19 protein-coding genes and 1 pseudogene are annotated in these 16,656 nt (G+C 42.2%); 13 read left to right on the top strand and 7 right to left on the bottom strand.

The annotated features are described in order from the left end of the window. The first annotated feature begins 607 nt into the window (after nucleotides 1-607). The 7 genes from levR to CVV77_RS13690 all read left to right on the top strand — a co-directional run bounded on the left by levR (nucleotide 608) and on the right by CVV77_RS13690 (nucleotide 8,403). The gene (gene levR / locus CVV77_RS13665; RefSeq protein WP_100275631.1) at nucleotides 608-3,415 is read left to right on the top strand and encodes a transcriptional regulator LevR; all 2,808 of its coding nucleotides are present in this window, start codon (nucleotides 608-610) and stop codon (nucleotides 3,413-3,415) included. A 190-nt stretch (nucleotides 3,416-3,605) separates the two neighbouring features. Further along, nucleotides 3,606-4,046 (top strand): PTS fructose transporter subunit IIA, encoded by a 441-nt coding sequence (gene levD, locus CVV77_RS13670; protein ID WP_003237317.1) that lies wholly within the window; start codon nucleotides 3,606-3,608, stop codon nucleotides 4,044-4,046. Further along, complete coding sequence (levE, locus tag CVV77_RS13675; RefSeq protein ID WP_100275632.1) at nucleotides 4,046-4,534, top strand: PTS fructose transporter subunit IIB; 489 nt, start codon at nucleotides 4,046-4,048, stop codon at nucleotides 4,532-4,534. The genes levD and levE overlap by 1 nt, the downstream gene beginning before the upstream one ends. A 16-nt stretch (nucleotides 4,535-4,550) precedes the next feature. Then, nucleotides 4,551-5,360: a PTS fructose transporter subunit IIC gene (gene levF, locus CVV77_RS13680; RefSeq protein WP_003237312.1), complete on the top strand. Its 810-nt coding sequence runs from the start codon at nucleotides 4,551-4,553 to the stop codon at nucleotides 5,358-5,360. Between the two features lie 21 nt (nucleotides 5,361-5,381). Then, nucleotides 5,382-6,209, top strand: a complete 828-nt coding sequence (gene levG / locus CVV77_RS13685; protein ID WP_003237310.1) for a PTS fructose transporter subunit IID — start codon at nucleotides 5,382-5,384, stop codon at nucleotides 6,207-6,209. Nucleotides 6,210-6,293: 84 nt separating this feature from the next. Then, the gene (locus CVV77_RS22060; RefSeq protein ID WP_142397322.1) at nucleotides 6,294-6,437 is read left to right on the top strand and encodes a hypothetical protein; all 144 of its coding nucleotides are present in this window, start codon (nucleotides 6,294-6,296) and stop codon (nucleotides 6,435-6,437) included. Then, nucleotides 6,370-8,403 carry a glycoside hydrolase family 32 protein gene (locus CVV77_RS13690; RefSeq protein WP_100275633.1) on the top strand — a complete coding sequence of 678 codons (2,034 nt, stop codon included), beginning with the start codon at nucleotides 6,370-6,372 and terminating at the stop codon, nucleotides 8,401-8,403. The genes CVV77_RS22060 and CVV77_RS13690 overlap by 68 nt, the downstream gene beginning before the upstream one ends. A 90-nt stretch (nucleotides 8,404-8,493) precedes the next feature. Here the strand turns inward: CVV77_RS13690 and yraA are convergent, their stop codons facing one another. Continuing rightward, nucleotides 8,494-9,003 (bottom strand): cysteine protease YraA, encoded by a 510-nt coding sequence (yraA, locus tag CVV77_RS13695; RefSeq protein ID WP_100275634.1) that lies wholly within the window; start codon nucleotides 9,001-9,003, stop codon nucleotides 8,494-8,496. 97 nt (nucleotides 9,004-9,100) lie between these two features. On the opposite strand from yraA, the pseudogene CVV77_RS13700 reads away from it, so the two are divergent. Beyond that, nucleotides 9,101-9,685 (top strand): annotated as a pseudogene (locus CVV77_RS13700) (aldo/keto reductase); the annotation flags it as partial. A gap of 34 nt (nucleotides 9,686-9,719) precedes the next feature. Further along, complete coding sequence (locus tag CVV77_RS13705) at nucleotides 9,720-10,001, top strand: HPr family phosphocarrier protein (RefSeq protein ID WP_100275635.1); 282 nt, start codon at nucleotides 9,720-9,722, stop codon at nucleotides 9,999-10,001. A 144-nt stretch (nucleotides 10,002-10,145) separates the two neighbouring features. Here CVV77_RS13705 and CVV77_RS13710 read toward each other — a convergent pair whose 3' ends face one another. The 5 genes from CVV77_RS13710 to CVV77_RS13730 are packed head-to-tail and all read right to left on the bottom strand — an operon-like array spanning nucleotide 10,146 to nucleotide 12,464. Continuing rightward, entirely contained in the window at nucleotides 10,146-10,445 is a 300-nt protein-coding gene (locus CVV77_RS13710) for a spore coat protein (RefSeq protein ID WP_100275636.1), read from the bottom strand. A gap of 15 nt (nucleotides 10,446-10,460) precedes the next feature. Further along, nucleotides 10,461-10,658, bottom strand: a complete 198-nt coding sequence (locus CVV77_RS13715) for a hypothetical protein (protein WP_003237284.1) — start codon at nucleotides 10,656-10,658, stop codon at nucleotides 10,461-10,463. A 19-nt stretch (nucleotides 10,659-10,677) separates the two neighbouring features. Next, on the bottom strand, nucleotides 10,678-11,814 hold the full coding sequence (locus CVV77_RS13720; RefSeq protein WP_019259000.1) for a zinc-dependent alcohol dehydrogenase: 1,137 nt from the start codon (nucleotides 11,812-11,814) through the stop codon (nucleotides 10,678-10,680). Nucleotides 11,815-11,832: 18 nt separating this feature from the next. Beyond that, a complete protein-coding gene (locus CVV77_RS13725; RefSeq protein WP_100275637.1) occupies nucleotides 11,833-12,201 on the bottom strand; it encodes a spore coat protein in 369 nt (122 codons plus the stop codon). A gap of 17 nt (nucleotides 12,202-12,218) precedes the next feature. After that, on the bottom strand, nucleotides 12,219-12,464 hold the full coding sequence (locus CVV77_RS13730; RefSeq protein ID WP_003237277.1) for a hypothetical protein: 246 nt from the start codon (nucleotides 12,462-12,464) through the stop codon (nucleotides 12,219-12,221). A 436-nt stretch (nucleotides 12,465-12,900) separates the two neighbouring features. Between CVV77_RS13730 and CVV77_RS13735 the strand changes: the two genes are divergently transcribed. The 4 genes from CVV77_RS13735 to CVV77_RS13750 all read left to right on the top strand — a co-directional run bounded on the left by CVV77_RS13735 (nucleotide 12,901) and on the right by CVV77_RS13750 (nucleotide 15,680). Next, nucleotides 12,901-13,260 carry an SH3 domain-containing protein gene (locus tag CVV77_RS13735; RefSeq protein WP_003237274.1) on the top strand — a complete coding sequence of 120 codons (360 nt, stop codon included), beginning with the start codon at nucleotides 12,901-12,903 and terminating at the stop codon, nucleotides 13,258-13,260. A 51-nt stretch (nucleotides 13,261-13,311) separates the two neighbouring features. Then, the gene (locus CVV77_RS13740; RefSeq protein ID WP_014664754.1) at nucleotides 13,312-13,668 is read left to right on the top strand and encodes an SH3 domain-containing protein; all 357 of its coding nucleotides are present in this window, start codon (nucleotides 13,312-13,314) and stop codon (nucleotides 13,666-13,668) included. A gap of 261 nt (nucleotides 13,669-13,929) precedes the next feature. Further along, a complete protein-coding gene (locus CVV77_RS13745; RefSeq protein WP_088112375.1) occupies nucleotides 13,930-14,490 on the top strand; it encodes a sugar O-acetyltransferase in 561 nt (186 codons plus the stop codon). A gap of 311 nt (nucleotides 14,491-14,801) precedes the next feature. Continuing rightward, nucleotides 14,802-15,680 carry a DMT family transporter gene (locus tag CVV77_RS13750; RefSeq protein WP_100275638.1) on the top strand — a complete coding sequence of 293 codons (879 nt, stop codon included), beginning with the start codon at nucleotides 14,802-14,804 and terminating at the stop codon, nucleotides 15,678-15,680. Nucleotides 15,681-15,794: 114 nt separating this feature from the next. Here the strand turns inward: CVV77_RS13750 and CVV77_RS13755 are convergent, their stop codons facing one another. Continuing rightward, nucleotides 15,795-16,619, bottom strand: a complete 825-nt coding sequence (locus CVV77_RS13755) for an alpha/beta fold hydrolase (protein WP_100275639.1) — start codon at nucleotides 16,617-16,619, stop codon at nucleotides 15,795-15,797. Between the last annotated feature and the right edge of the window lie 37 nt (nucleotides 16,620-16,656).

Genomic DNA, 16,656 nt, shown 5'->3' on the forward strand with positions numbered 1-16,656 from the left:
TTGCTAGGATATATGATGACAGTATGCTTATGAGGGCCAGCTCATTTATAAGGATACAGGCGAAATGTATGACACGAGGCAGGACATAGAATGAAATTGCAAACAGCACAGCTATTGACTATTTTATCTGAATACCAGTTTTTTGATTGGGAGCATCATGAGAAGAATAAATATCGCCAGAGGAGCTGGTGAATCTGATTTTTTATTGTGAATCACTATGGCGGACACATAAAGTGTCCGCCATTTTTTGTTTTCAAAAGATGTCATGTCCAGCGGGGATGTGTTTTTGGGAAAATTGTCCTGATCTATTAGAATCATTTTCTGTCATTCGGGATTTTGCCATCATTACGTTCCTGAAGAATGATAAACTGTTTACTGATTATTACTTTGGAAGGGGCGCAGGCTTGAAGAACTCCGAATCTAAAATACTAATATGAAATATAAATGATTCGAAGTGATAAACACATAGGCATAAAAGGTCAGTATGTCAATCTGCTATAAAGACCTTTCTGGAAGTGTATCAATAGATAATTTCAAGGCTGTCCGCCATAAAAATTCGGAATATTCTTGTTAAGGGCTTACCTAATAAGGACAAAGGATGATAGACGTGAAAAGAATAGAGAAAATATACCTTCAGCTCATGCATAATTTTCATGACTCCAGCTTAGATCATCTTTTAAAAGTACAGGGGAATTCAGCAAAGGAAATTGCTGAGCAGCTGAAAATGGAGCGGTCCAATGTCAGTTTTGAATTGAACAATCTCGTTCGGTCCAAAAAGGTCATAAAAATTAAAACGTTTCCTGTACGATACATCCCAGTCAAAATAGCGGAAAGGTTATGTAACAAGAAATGGGATACAGAGATGATGGAAGTGAAAGACCTTGAGCCGTTTTCCGGGAATCCAAAACAGAATCATCAACATATTTCCACGAATCCTCTAGAACTTATGATTGGGGCAAAAGGCAGTTTGAAGAAAGCAATTTCCCAGGCAAAAGCAGCTGTCTTTTATCCGCCGAACGGTCTGCATATGCTCCTCTTAGGGCCTACAGGTTCCGGTAAATCCCTTTTTGCGAACCGGATTTACCAGTTTGCCATTTACTCTGACATTTTGAAGGCGGGCGCACCGTTTATTACATTTAACTGTGCAGATTACTACAACAATCCTCAATTATTGCTTTCTCAATTATTCGGGCACAAAAAAGGTTCATTTACAGGCGCAGGGGAGGATAAGGCTGGTTTAGTCGAACAGGCCAATGGGGGCATTCTTTTTATGGATGAAATCCACCGTCTTCCTCCTGAGGGACAAGAAATGCTGTTTTATTTTATTGACAGCGGTTCTTATAACCGGCTTGGAGAATCTGAACATAAACGAACATCGAACGTATTGTTTATTTGCGCTACTACAGAAAATCCGAGTTCTGCACTATTGAAAACATTTTTGCGAAGAATCCCAATGACCATTCATATTCCTTCGCTTGAAGAACGATCCCTTAAAGAAAGAGTGGATCTGACGACGTTTTTATTAGGGAAAGAAGCAGAGCGAATTAAGAAAAATCTGAGTGTGCACATAGATGTCTATAATGCGCTTATTCATTCTGCAAAATTTGGGAATGTGGGGCAGCTGAAATCAAATGTCCAGTTAGTTTGCGCACACGGATTTTTGCACAACCTTGACCGAGATGAGGTTATTGAACTGACTGTCCGGGATCTGCCAGATGAAATCAAGCAAGAATGGATGTCCAGCAGCAAAAACATGCAAAGAAGCAAAGCCATTTCTGAATATGTCAATATTACAACGATTATATCTCCGATTGTAGAAGATGAAACAACAAAAATTGACGAAGACCTCTCATTTAACTTGTATCATTTGATCGAGGAAAAAGTGAAAACCCTCATGAAAGAAGGATTATCCAAAAAGGATATTAACCAATACATCTTGACTGATGTCCATTTGCATGTCAGAAGTTTTTTTCAACACCGGGCGTTTCAAAAGGACAGCCTGCTGACATTCGTTGAAGACGACGTGATTCAAATGACAAAACAATTAAAAGAAATAGCTGAACATGAGCTTGATTGCTCATTTGACCGTAAATTTATTTATTTCTTGAGTATGCATATTGACGCATTTTTAAAGCGCGGAAAGCAAATTGATGTTTTAAATACACAGGAGACTGATGAAATCCGTGAGACTCATGTGAAAGAATACAGGGTGGCGATGATTTTTAAAGATAAAATTCAGGAATATTTTAAAGTCGCCATTCCGGAAATAGAAGTCATCTACTTAACGATGCTGATTCATTCCATCAAATCGTTAAAAGAGAACAAAAGAGTAGGGATTATCGTGGCTGCTCATGGAAACAGCACGGCGAGTTCAATGGTTGAAGTCGCAACAGAATTGTTAGGCAGCACTCCAATCGCAGCAGTTGATATGCCGCTTACTGTTTCACCTTCGGAAATTATCGAATGCTTAGCGGAAAAAATGAAACACGTTGATGAAGGCGAAGGTGTTTTAATGCTGGTAGACATGGGGTCACTTGCAATGCTGGAAAGCAAGCTGGAGGAAAAGACTGGCATTGCCATCAAAACAATCAGCAATGTTACAACCTCAATGGTGCTTGATGCCGTCAGAAAGGTGAACTATTTGAATTTAAATTTGCATGCGATATATCAATCGGTCACGAAAGATTTTATCGAGTTATGGGAGCGGCAGCCAGCGGCATTCGGCAAACAGAAGGCATTGGTCTCCATCTGCACGACAGGCAGCGGAACGGCCAAAAAGCTGGAAGACATCCTGACAACGATCGTCAACAAGGCCTCCGATACCCCGATTCACATACTGACCGTTTCATCCATTAAATTGGCAAACAGCATTAAAGAAATTGAAAAAGAGTATGAGATCCTTGCGACAGTCGGAACGAAAGACCCTAAAATCAATGCTCCGCATGTATCTTTAGAAGTGTTAATTGAAGGGGAGGGAGAGAAGCTGATTCAACAGGCGATTACAAAAGGCAGCATTCCGTTAAGCAGCGGATTAAACGGAGCAAATATCATTGTCAGGGAGCTTTGCGAGGATAGCTTGAAAAAGTATCTTGTCTTCTTGAACCCTCACCATATTATTGAAATGTTATTAGAGTGGCTGCAAACCGTTCAGGATGAGCTGGGAGTCATTTTCAATAATGCAGTTTTGATCAAAGTCATCATGCATACGGCTTTCGCCTTTGAAAGGGTAATTAAGCAGAATCCGATTGCTTTCTCAGAGGAAGAAGAAATAAATGATCAGCTGAAAGAAATGTTTAACGTGACAGAGCGGACATTAGCCCCATATGAACAAAAGCTTGGACTTCGCATAAGTGATGATGAAAAATTATTTATTGCCGCCATATTCGCTGAAGAAGTGCATGGCCAGCTGTTTTAAAAGCGGTTTTTTCAAGTGAACCTGTATTAAATGGAACGCCATTTTAATACAGGTTTATTTTTTTGATCTCAAGTGTTTCAACAGCAGACTGTCATGGGCTGAAATTTAAATGAAAACGCTTAACACAACTTTGTTGGCACGATCCTTGCATTATAAATAGATGTACAAAACAAAGAAAGGAGCAATGGATATGATTTCAGTTATTATCAGTGGTCATGGAGATTTTCCCATAGCATTAAAAGAATCTTCAGGGATGATATTCGGTGAAGAAAATAATCTGATTGCAGTGCCGTTTTTTAAAGGAGAAGGCATTCAAACGCTGCAAGAAAAATATCATCAGGCGCTCAAGGACATTCCGGAAGAAAATGAAGTGCTTTTTTTAGTTGATATTTTTGGAGGGACGCCGTATAACGCGGCAGCTTCATTCATTGCTGAGGATCAAAGAATGGATATGGCAGCCGGCGTAAACCTGCCGATTCTGCTGGAGGTATTAAGCCTGAGAGAACATGTGACTCTCAAAGATTTGCTAAACAACTTAAAAACAATGAGCCAGCAAAGCTTTCAAGTGTGCAGTGAACATTTAGAAAAAGTGAAAACAGCCAATCAAGAAACAAGAGAGGATGAATTGTGATGAACATTGTGTTAGCAAGAATTGATGACCGCTTTATTCACGGCCAAATCCTGACAAGGTGGATTAAAGTCCATGCGGCAGACCGAATCATCGTTGTCTCCGATGATGTTGCACAGGACGAAATGAGAAAAACGCTGATCCTTTCTGTTGCGCCTTCAAATGTAAAGGCGAGTGCCGTTTCGGTTTCAAAAATGGCAAAAGCGTTTCATAGTCCGCGCTATGAAGGGGTAACGGCAATGCTCTTGTTTGAAAATCCGTCCGATATTGTATCGCTTATAGAAGCAGGCGTGCCGATCAAAACCGTAAACGTCGGGGGAATGCGTTTTGAAAATCATCGCAGGCAAATTACAAAATCAGTCAGTGTCACAGAACAAGACATAAAGGCGTTTGAAACATTAAGTAACCTGGGGGTGAAACTGGAACTGAGGCAGCTGCCTTCAGATGCCAGCGAGGACTTTGTACAGATTTTACGGAACGTAACAAAATAATCAAGGGGATGAGAATATGTCTTCATTACAAATTATTTTGTTGTTAATCATTGCAGCAATCACCGGCATCGCAAGTGTATTGGATGAAGGGCAGACACACCGGCCGCTTGTGGCCTGCACGCTAGTCGGCTTGGTGCTTGGGGATCTAAAAACAGGAATTATTCTCGGAGGCACCCTAGAGCTGATGGCGCTGGGCTGGATGAACGTCGGCCTTGCCATGGCGCCTGATACAGCGATCGCCTCTGTCATCTCAACCATTTTAGTCATTACCGCTGATCAGGGAATTGGCGAAGGCATTGCCGTCGCTGTTGCTTTGGCAGCTGCGGGTCAGGCGCTTACTATTTTTGTGCGGACGATCACTGTCTTTTTCATTCACCGCGCTGATCGATATGCAAAAGAAGGGAATATAAAAGGAATTGAAATTATGCATATTACCGCGATGGTGTTTCAAGCGCTGCGCGTCATGATTCCTACATTGATTGTAGCTTTGATTAGTGTCAGCGCTGTTCAGGCGTTCCTGGGAAATATTCCAGATGTCATTACAAAAGGGCTGCAAATAGGCGGAGGCATTATCGTTGTTGTCGGATATGCCATGGTGATCAATATGATGAATATTCCTTACTTAAAGCCATTTTTCTATATTGGATTTTTATTAGCGGCGTTTACTGATTTCAACTTAGTAGGATTTGGAGCACTTGGTCTCTGTCTAGCACTTTTATACCAGCAGGTGATGCAAAGACATAACGCGCACGGAGCGGTGGCCGCCGCTTCAGACAGTGGGAATGTTGCTGTTTATGATGACGATGATGACGATCTTGATGCCTAGACAATGAGGGGGGATGAAAAAATGGAGAAAGAAAAACGATTAACGAAAAAAGAAATTTTCAGCATGTTTATTCGTTCAAATTTTTTGCTCGGCTCCTTTAACTTCGAACGTGTGCAGGCCATGGGATATTGCTATGTCATGATACCGGCGATCAAAAAATTGTACGGTCCCGGAGCGAAAAGAAATGAAGCATTACAGCGGCATTTGGAATGGTTTAATACACATCCATGGCTGACAGCGCCTATATTTGGCGTGACGGCAGCCATGGAAGAAGAAATGGCGAACAATAAAGGAATTGATGGAAAAGCAATAAGCGGAATGAAAATCGGTTTGATGGGCCCGATAGCGGGTGTAGGCGACCCGATCTTCTGGGGAACGATTCGTCCGGTCTTAGCAGCGTTAGGGGCATCGCTTGCTTTAGGAGGAAACATTGCCGGCCCTTTGCTATTCTTTTTCTTGCTGAACGCCATTAGATTAAGCACAAAATATTATGGATTAAAGTATGGCTATGTAAAGGGAATGGAGATTCTTCAGGATTTAGCGGGGAATCGCATTCAAAAGCTTACAGAAGGCGCTTCGATTCTCGGATTATTTGTAATGGGAGCTCTCGTTTCCAAATGGACCACCATCAACATTCCAATCGTTGTGTCCAGGATTAAGGATGAAAGCGGAAAAGTGGATGTTCAAACCGTACAAAATATATTAGACAGCATCATGCCGGGTGCGCTGCCTCTCGGATTAACGTTATTGGTGGCGTGGATGCTGCGCAAAGGGGTGAATCCCCTTCTCATTATATGCGGCATCTTTATCATCGGGATTCTTGGGTATTGGGCTGGATTCTTAGCATAAGCTTTGTGACGTAAGAAAGAAGAGGGAAACTGCAGCCGTCTTTTCATATATGAATCATTCAGATAGCAGCGAAACAAAGGAAGAGTGTCAGAAACGGATCAACTTGCGCAGCAGTCTCTCTTGAAATTGTTCAAACATGAAGAGAGGAGCGAAGAAACAAATGAAAAAAAGACTTATTCAAGTCGTCATCATGTTCACCCTGCTGTTCACTTTGGCATTTCCAGTTGAGGCAGCCGATTCAAGCTACTATGATGAGGATTATCGTCCTCAATATCATTTCACGCCGGAGGCAAACTGGATGAATGATCCAAACGGAATGGTCTATTATGCTGGAGAATATCATTTGTTCTATCAATACCACCCATACGGTATGCAGTGGGGCCCCATGCATTGGGGGCATGCCGTGAGCAAAGATTTGGTTACGTGGAAGCACCTTCCTGTTGCGCTGTATCCGGATGAAAAAGGCACGATCTTTTCCGGAGGCGCAGTTGTAGATAGGAATAACACAAGCGGTTTTCAGACAGGCGAAGAGAAGCCGCTTGTGGCCATTTATACACAGGATCGGGAAGGCCATCAAGTGCAAAGCATTGCCTATAGCAATGACAAAGGAAGAACGTGGACGAAATACGCAGGCAACCCTGTCATTCCGAATCCGGGAAAAAAAGATTTTCGAGATCCAAAAGTCTTTTGGTATGAAAAAGAAAATAAGTGGGTGATGCTGCTTGCGGCCGGTGACCGAATCCTTATTTATACATCCAAAAATCTGAAGGAATGGACGTATGCAAGTGAATTTGGACAGGGGCAAGGAAGCCATGGGGGAGTATGGGAATGCCCGGATTTGTTTGAGCTTCCGGTAGACGGAAATCCGAATCAAAAAAAATGGGTGATGCAGGTCAGTGTCGGAAACGGAGCGGTTTCGGGAGGATCAGGCATGCAATATTTTGTGGGGGACTTTGATGGAACTCATTTTAAAAATGAAAATCCGTCAGACAAAGTTCTCTGGACAGATTACGGCAAAGACTTTTATGCGGCTGTATCCTGGTCCGATATTCCGTCCTCAGACGGCCGGCGGCTTTGGTTGGGCTGGATGAGCAATTGGCAATATGCGAATGATGTTCCTACATCCCCATGGAGAAGTGCAGCGTCCATTCCACGAGAGTTAAAATTGAAAACGCTTACTGGAGGAGTTAGAGTTGTCCAAACACCAGTAAAAGAGCTACAAACCATTCGCGGGACCTCTAAGAAGTGGAAGAATCAGACCATATCGCCCGCAAGCCAAAATGTGTTAGCAGGCCTGTCTGGAGATGCGTATGAATTACATGCAGAATTTCAAGTATCTCCAGGTTCAGCTCCTGAATTTGGTTTTAAGGTTCGAACAGGCGAAAATCAATTCACGAAAGTCGGCTATGACCGAAAGAATACCAAACTGTTCGTTGACCGGAGCGAATCGGGAAACGTCACCTTTAATCCAACATTTAACACTGGGATACAAACAGCTCCGCTCAAGCCGGTAAATGGAACCATAAAGATGCGCATCTTTGTCGACCGCTCTTCAGTTGAGGTATTTGGGAATGACGGACAGCAGGTCATAACCGATATCATTCTCCCTGATAGATCAAGCAAAGGTCTTGAATTATATGCTGTAAATGGAGGTGTAAAGCTAAAATCTTTAACGATATATCCTTTAAAAAAGGTGTGGGGAACGTCGCCTTTTATCTCTAATTTGACTGGCTGGACAACTGTAAATGGCACGTGGGCCGATACAATTGAGGGGAAACAAGGGAGGTCGGACGGCGACTCCTTTATCTTGTCTTCAGCATCTGGATCAGACTTCATCTATGAATCTGATATTACCATTAAGGATGGAAACGGAAGAGGGGCAGGAGCGCTTATATTCCGCTCTGACAAAGACGTCAAAAATGCTTATCTTGCCAACGTCGATGCGAAGCATGACCTAGTGAAATTTTTTAAATTTGAGAACGGTGTTGCTTCTGTCATTGCCGAATACAAAACGCCGATAGACGTGAATAAAAAGTATCATCTGAAAACTGAGGCCAAGGGCGATCACTTTAAAATCTATTTAGATGATCGTCTTGTGATCGATGCAAATGATTCCACATTCTCTGAAGGTCAACTTGGCTTGAATGTGTGGGATGCGACTGCTGTCTTTCAGAATGTAAACAAGGGATCTTAAAATAGCGGGATTTTCATGAAGTTCAATTCCCTGACTTGCAACATTTTCTCTTGAAAAAAGGCACAGACCCAAACGGTCTGTGCCTTCTCATTAATTCAACAAATTCAATGATTCGCGATTAAATGCTTCCAAATCATCAGGTGTTCTGCTTGTGACAATGTTGTGGCTGACGACTACTTCTGCATCTTTGTAGTTTGCGCCGGCATTGATTAAATCTTTGCGGATGCTGCGGTAGCCTGTGATATCTTTGCCTTTCAGAAGATCCGTATCAATCAATACTTGTGGGCCGTGGCAAATAGCGAAAATAGGTTTTTCATTTTCGACAAAGGCTTTAGCAAATTCACCCGGACGGTCATCTGCACGAAGCAAATCCGGAGAGAATCCTCCAGGAATTAAAAGTGCATCAAATTCACTTGCGTCCACATCAGAGATTGCTTTGTCGATCTTTACTTTCTCGCCATGCTTACCGGTAACTTCTTTTCCGGCTTCTAAATCGATAGTTACGACACTGTAGCCAGCTTCCTCGTATGCTTTTACCGGACTTGTATATTCGATATCTTCGAATTGGTCTGTAACGAGAACTGCAATTTTTTTGCTCATATAAAAAACCTCCTATAACCTCTCTATGCCTATAGGATAACAGGTAGATTGACCGGCCTTCAAAACATTTGCTTAAGGAGATCGTTTTTCAGTGAGTTTCCATACACCCATTGAAGAAACGATGGAAGCATTGCATGATGTGGTGAAGGCCGGGAAGGCAAGGTATATTGGCGCTTCTGCGATGTATGCGTGGCAGTTCCAGAAGGCGTTACATGTTGCAGAGAAGAATGGATGGACCAAATTTATGTCGATGCAGAATCACTTAAACCTGATATACCGAGAAGAGGAGAGGGAAATGCTGCCGCTTTGCAAAGAAGAAAAAATTGGAGTGACTCCGTACAGCCCGCTCGCATCTGGAAGATTGACACGTGAATGGTCTGAAACAACGCATCGCTCTGAAACCGATCAAATCCAGAAATCCAAATACGATGCGACTGCTGATGCTGACCGTCTGGTCGTGGAGCGGCTTGCGGAAATTGCAGAAAAACACGGAGTTTCCCGAACCCATATCGCGCTTGCTTGGCTGCTGCAGAAGGAACCAGTAACAGCTCCTATTATTGGTGCTACGAAAATGTCCCACCTCGAAGATGCTGTCAGAGCTCTATCTGTTAAGTTAACATCTGAAGAAATCGCGCTTTTGGAAGAACCATATGTACCCCATCCGATAGTCGGCCACCATTAAATGCCGTTACTATGGAGATAAGGAGCATGGGAGCATGATTGAAAAACAGTATACAATTATTGCAAGTACAGGGTTTGCACGTGCAGCAACCTTGCTGGTTCGTGCAGCCTGCAAGTTTCATTCTCACGTATTTCTTCTACATCAAAAGAAATGCGTTAATCTGAAAAATCCGCCAAAGTCCCTTATTGATGTGATGTCATTAGGCATTACACCTGGTACTCACATTCAAATCAGAGCTGAAGGGATTGACGAGGAACAGGCTTTGCAAACGATAGAAAACCAGGTGGGAAGAAGCGGGTTCATAGACAGCTCATGAATCGGGCGGAGAAGGAGAAGCGGAGGAATTATTATGATTCCTCATAGTCGCCCTCACTTCTATTCAGCTTTTTCTTAACATACAGAAGCTGAGGCACAGTTATAGTCAATCAAGACTGTTCCTCAGCAAATCAATCATTGTCCGTTAAAGGGTTGGCAATTGAATCGCCGTATTAATATTTTGTAAATTCAGCTTGACTTGTTCGTCTGTATTCCAAGGATGGTACCAGCCCTTTTCCATCATATAGCTTGAGATTTGTTCGTGCATATCGAGGGCTTCCTCTAAATGCCGGATAAGGATCTCTTTCACTTCAGGCGTTCCCGCTTCCGTTGCGGCCATCGCATAATTTCTGACTCCGTTTTTTGCTGCAATCAATAAGTCCATGGCGATGATTTGGTCTGTTAGAACATTCATGCCGGTCAGATATTCAATGATAGGATTCATTATTCACTCATCTCCTCATTCATGCTTTGCATTAGATAAAATAGAGGCAAATTCCTGCAGCTGCCGTGTGGTGATGTCAACGTCTTGCTGCATGATTGCTTTAAGCTTTGGATCAGACACCAGTGCCTTCATTGTTTTGGATTTCGTTAAACAAAGTGTCTTAAATGCAGTCATTTCTTGGACTTCTAGCACTTCATGTAAGGCGTATTCCATTCCCGTCACCTCCGTTTTCTTAAGGTTTTAACACAACTTTTATACAATCATCCATTTTGGTATCAAAAATGTCATAGCCATGCTTGGCCTCACTGAGCGGCAGAACATGACTTACAACGTCTCCCGGATCAATTTTACCGGTTGACACTAACTCAAACATGTATGGCATATAGTGGATCACCGGAGCTTGTCCAGAGCGTATATTGACGTTTCGTTGCATAATATCACCTAATGGAAAACCGTTATATCGGCCGCCATATACACCTGTAATTTGTATGGTTCCTCCTTTGCGAACGGCCTGGGAAGCAATGACCAATGCACTCATCGTTCCGCCATGAAGCTTTAATCCGCTGGCAAGGAACTCGAGGTCGCTCATTTTCCCATCCATCCCAACAGCGTCAATGACAACGTCCGCTCCGCCTTTGGTGATTTCCTTCAAGTAACTCCCTGTATTCTCATGGTCTTCAAAATTAACGATTTCTACTTTGTTTGTTCGTTTGGCATGCAGTAAGCGATAGTTTACATAGTCAACTGCTATGACGCGTTTTGCGCCCTTTAGCCAACAAAACTTTTGAGCAAACAGGCCGACTGGTCCGCAGCCGAGAACAATAACTGTATCGCCGTCTTTAACCCCGGCATTGTCAACACTCCAAAAGCCGGTGGTCATGGCATCCGCAATCACGCTTAATTTTTCATCGGGTTCCTCGCAGGTTTCAGGAATTTTAAAATGGGTAAAATTCGCAAACGGCACTCTTAAATATTCTGCCTGCCCGCCTGGATAACCGCCGGTATGCCCTGAATAGCCGAAATAGGCGCCCATTTCTCCATTGTCATTAGATTGATCACATTGGCTTTCCAGTTGGTTTTTGCAAAAAAAGCATTCACCGCAGGCGATCGTAAAAGGAATAATGACGCGGTCACCTTTTTTCACCTGTGTAACCCCTGGTCCAACTTCTTCCACGATTCCCATCGGTTCATGGCCGATGACATAGTCTTCTTGTAGATTAGGAATCAATCCATGGATTAAATGTAAATCTGATCCGCAAATGGCTGTACTTGTGACTTTTATAATCATGTCATCGGACTTTTCAATCTTTGGATCTGGCACATCTTTGACAACAACATTTTTAATGCCTTGATACGTTACTGCCTTCATGCTGTAAAACCTCCAGTGTTAGTGTTCATCAGGTGTCCGGTCAAACATCCCTTTTCGATTTGTGTCCTCAGGAAAGAGGTTCATGTTGCCGACCATGATCGTGTTTTTTGCAGAGAGCTGATCCAGCTTATACTGTTCGCTTAGTTCATATGGATGGAACCATTTTTTGCTTATCATCAATTCCGTAATTTCTTGGTGCATCGTGATTCCTTGCATCAGCTGCTTCCGCAACAAAGCTCTTACATCTGGTGATGCGGTTTCAGTCAAGGCAACAGCAGTATTCCTCACGCCTTCTTTTGCTCGAATAAGAAAATCCATCGCAAATGTGGTATCTGCAAGTTCAGGCACATGTAGCGAATTAATTGGGTCTAAGTGATCATGATTCAAAGGGGCTTACCTTCCTTTCAATTGATGATTGGCGTTGGGCGGCTTTGAGGGACGGGGGCTTGAAATGGCGCACGCTCATAAACCGCTTGTAAATCAGTAAGGTCTTGAATGGATTGCTGCACATCTTTTTGCATCAAGTCCTTTAGGTCCTGGTCAAACACAAGTCCCTGCATTAATTTCGATTTCGCTACACAAAGTGTTTTAAAGTTAACAATTTCATGTAAGTCTACAGCCTCGTGAGCAGCTAATGTTTGATGATCCATCTTTAATTACCTCCTTTAATCAACGTTACATTTCCCGAAATGAAGATGAAGCATACAGAAAGAACTTTTCTCTGCTAAAAATGGCATATTCGGAATGTCCACAAGTCGCTTTATTCTCATCAAACATACAAAGCGCTTTTACGCAGTGACGTTTATTCTCGTTTCTAATTAAACAGCTTCTGTTGCACAGTTAATGAAATGATCACAAAAAAGTGATTTATTGCCTTGTCTCATTAAAAATGGACAGGTCATATTTGCAAATTCTGAAAACGCACGATGTCACGAGTTTTTTGTCGAAAACATAGGAATAATTCCACTTTTGAAAGATCTAGTTTATGGTACATTGATAAATATATGGTAGAGAGAGGGGGCGCGGTTTTTCCTTAACTGGATGTAAGAAAGTCAAACGCACGACATTTAAGGGGGAGGATATAAGGTGAAGACATTAAAAACACTAAGTACACTAACGGTGATGATTGCATCATTGCTCATTTTTTCTAGCCATGCACTTGCCGCTCAGTATTATACGGTCTCAACAAGCAGCGGTGCGCCTGTAAATATGCGCAGCGGCCCAGGTACAAGTTGGGGGATCGTAACGACTATTCCGAGCGGAACCCGCATCCCGATCTATTGCTACAAAACCGGTACAACTGTAACTGGAAAGTATGGAACGAGTAATATTTGGAATTACACAGAGCGGACGCTTGCCAGCGGGGAGATCGTTCCTGGATTTGTCTCTGATACATATATGTATACAGGCTCAGACGGTCCGGTTGTTCCTAAATGCAGCTGGTAGCATCTGTTCTATCATTCTTAAAATGAAGGAATTGAAGAAAGAGGGATGACATTGACTAAACTGAAAATGCTGAGTATGTTAACCGTTATGATTGCATCATTATTTATTTTTTCTAGTCAAGCACTTGCCGTTCAGTACTTTACTGTCTCAACAAGCAGCGGTGCGCCTGTAAATATGCGCAGCGGTCCAGGTACAAACTATCCTATTATGCTTTCCATTCCTAGCGGCTCGCGTGTTCCTTACTATTGTTACGCTTATGGAACGACTGTTACCGGGAAGTATGGAACGAGTAATATTTGGGATCAAATCCAGTGGAAAGATTCCCGGGGGATCGTGAATATTGGATATGTTTCTGACACATATGTATACACAGGTTCAGACGGCCCTGTCGGTTACAAATGCAATTAGCTTCGGATCAAAAGTAATATCGAGATAACCGGCCCTCTCTTAGGTGGCCTACTTAAAGAAACCATACCAAGTATTATCGGTATGGTTTTTTATGTTTATATATTTGGATTTGCCAGAACAGCTGAGACGTTTAATAAGCAGATCAAGGAGAGGCTTGAGCATAAAAAACATGTTATCGGTACTCTGAAAACTTGAACTAACTTGTATATACAAGTTAGAATATAGCAGTATGAATAGTGAAAAGGTTAAGGAGATTACATCATGAAAACTGAAAAACAAAAAATGTTAGATGGCGAACTTTACAACGCAGACGACCCTGAATTAAGAAGGGAAAGAATGAACGCTAGAAGATTAACTAGAATGTTTAATGAGTCACTTGAAACGGATAGCAAGAAAAGAACCCGTTTATTAAAAGAATTGTTTGGTTCTACTGGGGAACATGTTTACGTAGAGCCGACATTTCGTTGTGATTATGGCTACAACATACACGTTGGAGAAAATTTCTTTGCTAATTTTGATTGTGTGTTTCTTGACGTTCATGAGATTCGAATAGGAGATAACTGTTTTATTGCACCAGGAGTTCATATTTATACTGCGACTCACCCGCTCCATGCACATACAAGAATATCGGGAGCGGAATACGGAATTCCAGTCATAATCGGTCATAATGTCTGGATTGGCGGGAGAGCTGTTATTAACCCAGGGGTAAAAATCGGCAATAATGTTGTAATCGCTTCGGGTGCAGTTGTCACAAAGGATGTACCAGATAACGTCGTGGCGGGTGGAAATCCTGCGAAGATACTGAAGCGGATTGTAGAATAGCTGATAGGGTATATCCTCAAAATAACTCACCATGTTTTGATGACAAAAAAACGTATAGGAGTTAAAACATAAATACGAAGAAATTATGATTTAACTGGCAAGCAGATTAGATTCTCTCATTTACTTCATTACGTTTTTCTTTTAAACTATCAATACCTTCATTTTTTGACAGAGGTGAATAAACATGTTCTGGGCTCCATTATTTGAAAATGATGTACCAGTAGCACTTCTCCGCCCTTAGTGGAGTAAGGTGACTACTTCTCTCCGTTAGGGGCATTTATTGACCTAAATGAAAAACGGAGGGTGCAAAAATGAAAAACACTTTGTTAGGTTCTATATATTTGGCTTTAGCCGCCAGCATTTGGGGTGGTATGTACGTTGTCGTAAAGGTTGTCGTATCGGTTATACCCCCCTTAGAGCTGGTATGGATGCGATATGCTGTAGCAATTCTCGCATTGCTCATTATCGGTTTGGTAAAAAAGCTATCCTGGCGAATTCACAAACGTGACCTTTTATTAATCATAGCCATTGGGATCATCGGGAATACAATTTCAATCGTTACACAGGAAGTCGGCACTAACCTATCTTCGGCACAAATGGGAGCCATTATTACTTCTTCCACACCTGCATTTATGGTGATCTTTGCTAGGCTTTTGCTAAAAGAACGGTTGAATGTAAAAAAGGGAATATCTGTGGCTTTGGCGACTATCGGCGTTTTCATGATTGTAGGGAACGGTCACATTGACATGACGAATCAAATGGGCGGAATTTCGCTGCTAATTGCTGCTTTAACATGGGCGCTGATGTCTGTTCTTTTAAAACGTGTTCCAAATCATTATTCTCCCATTGTGGTGACAACTTACTCAATCTTGGTTGCCATGATTATTTTGACTCCTTTTGTATGGATGAACGTAAATGAAATTCATTTCTCGCAGCTGGCCCATCCGACAATATGGGGCGGGCTATTATACTTGGGGATTGTTTCAACAGCTTGTGCATTTATATTTTGGAATCGCGGATTACAAATGCTGAATGCATCAAGTGGAGGATTATTTTTCTTTTTTCAGCCTCTCGTTGGAACATTGCTCGGATGGCTTTTGTTAGGAGAACGTATAGGCGGAACCTTCTGGGCAGGCTCAACTTTGATTCTAGTTGGTGTGCTATTAGTTATACGGGAAAAAAGTAGATGAATAAAAAAGAAACCTGCGGATTCACAAAGTCCAAAGGTTTCTTTTTTATTTTAAGATCATATAACAAAAATAGCTAAAGAGTAAAAAACGCTCTTGCGAATTCCTCCGATAAAGTTAGTTGTACATGGTCCTATGTTTATTTTCTAACATATCGTGTAACCTCTCAGCGAATTCTTTATGATGCATTGTGTTATAACCTGCGTGGTTTCCAGGAAATTCAACAATTTCCGTTTCCAATTGTTCCGCTAAGGCGTTTGCGCAACGATAAGGAAAAAAATCCCGTGAAGCATTTCCGCCAGCTGGGAGTACCTTCATCGGAGCAGATGTAAACACCATCTTTAATGCTTCGATATCTAATGTATAGTTGAGAATTCCCTGAATTTCATATTCAGTGAAATACGTTGAATTACCGAGAAGCCGCTCTGTCAGCACATCCTTTGATTGTTCGTCTGTTTCTAAACTTGACAATAATGTAATGACCTCATTCCGGTGATTTTTCTTAAGGTCTTCCATGAATTGCTTGGCTTGTTTCAGCTCATTTCCATTTAAAAACTGCAATAAGACTGGTTCGTGAGGGATCATGACACTTACCTGTTCGGGATGGCGTATGCACAGATCAAGCCCGATAACAGCGCCGGAGCTGTTTCCAAATACGTATGCCGGCTTGTCGGTGAGTTTGGCGAGAAGACGGTGGGCGTCATCACTGTGTGTTTCCACACGGTAATCCTCAGTCTGATTGGTGAGATTGCTGCGGGAATGGCCTCGGCGATCGTAAGTAACAACCGTGTACCAGTTGGCCAGATGGTCTGCAACATGATGGAACTTGTCGGCATCACCGCCTCCGCCATGGATCAAAAGAATGATTGGACCTGTGCCACGCACTTTATAGTGGATGTTCGCTCCAGGTACTTGCAATGTTCCATTGTTTACTATATTCATTTGTAAATCCTTCCTTTCTTCTCATCTCCCTTAACTT

The sequence above is a fragment of the Bacillus sp. SN1 genome (assembly GCF_002796895.1).
Lineage (GTDB): Bacteria > Bacillota > Bacilli > Bacillales > Bacillaceae > Bacillus > Bacillus inaquosorum.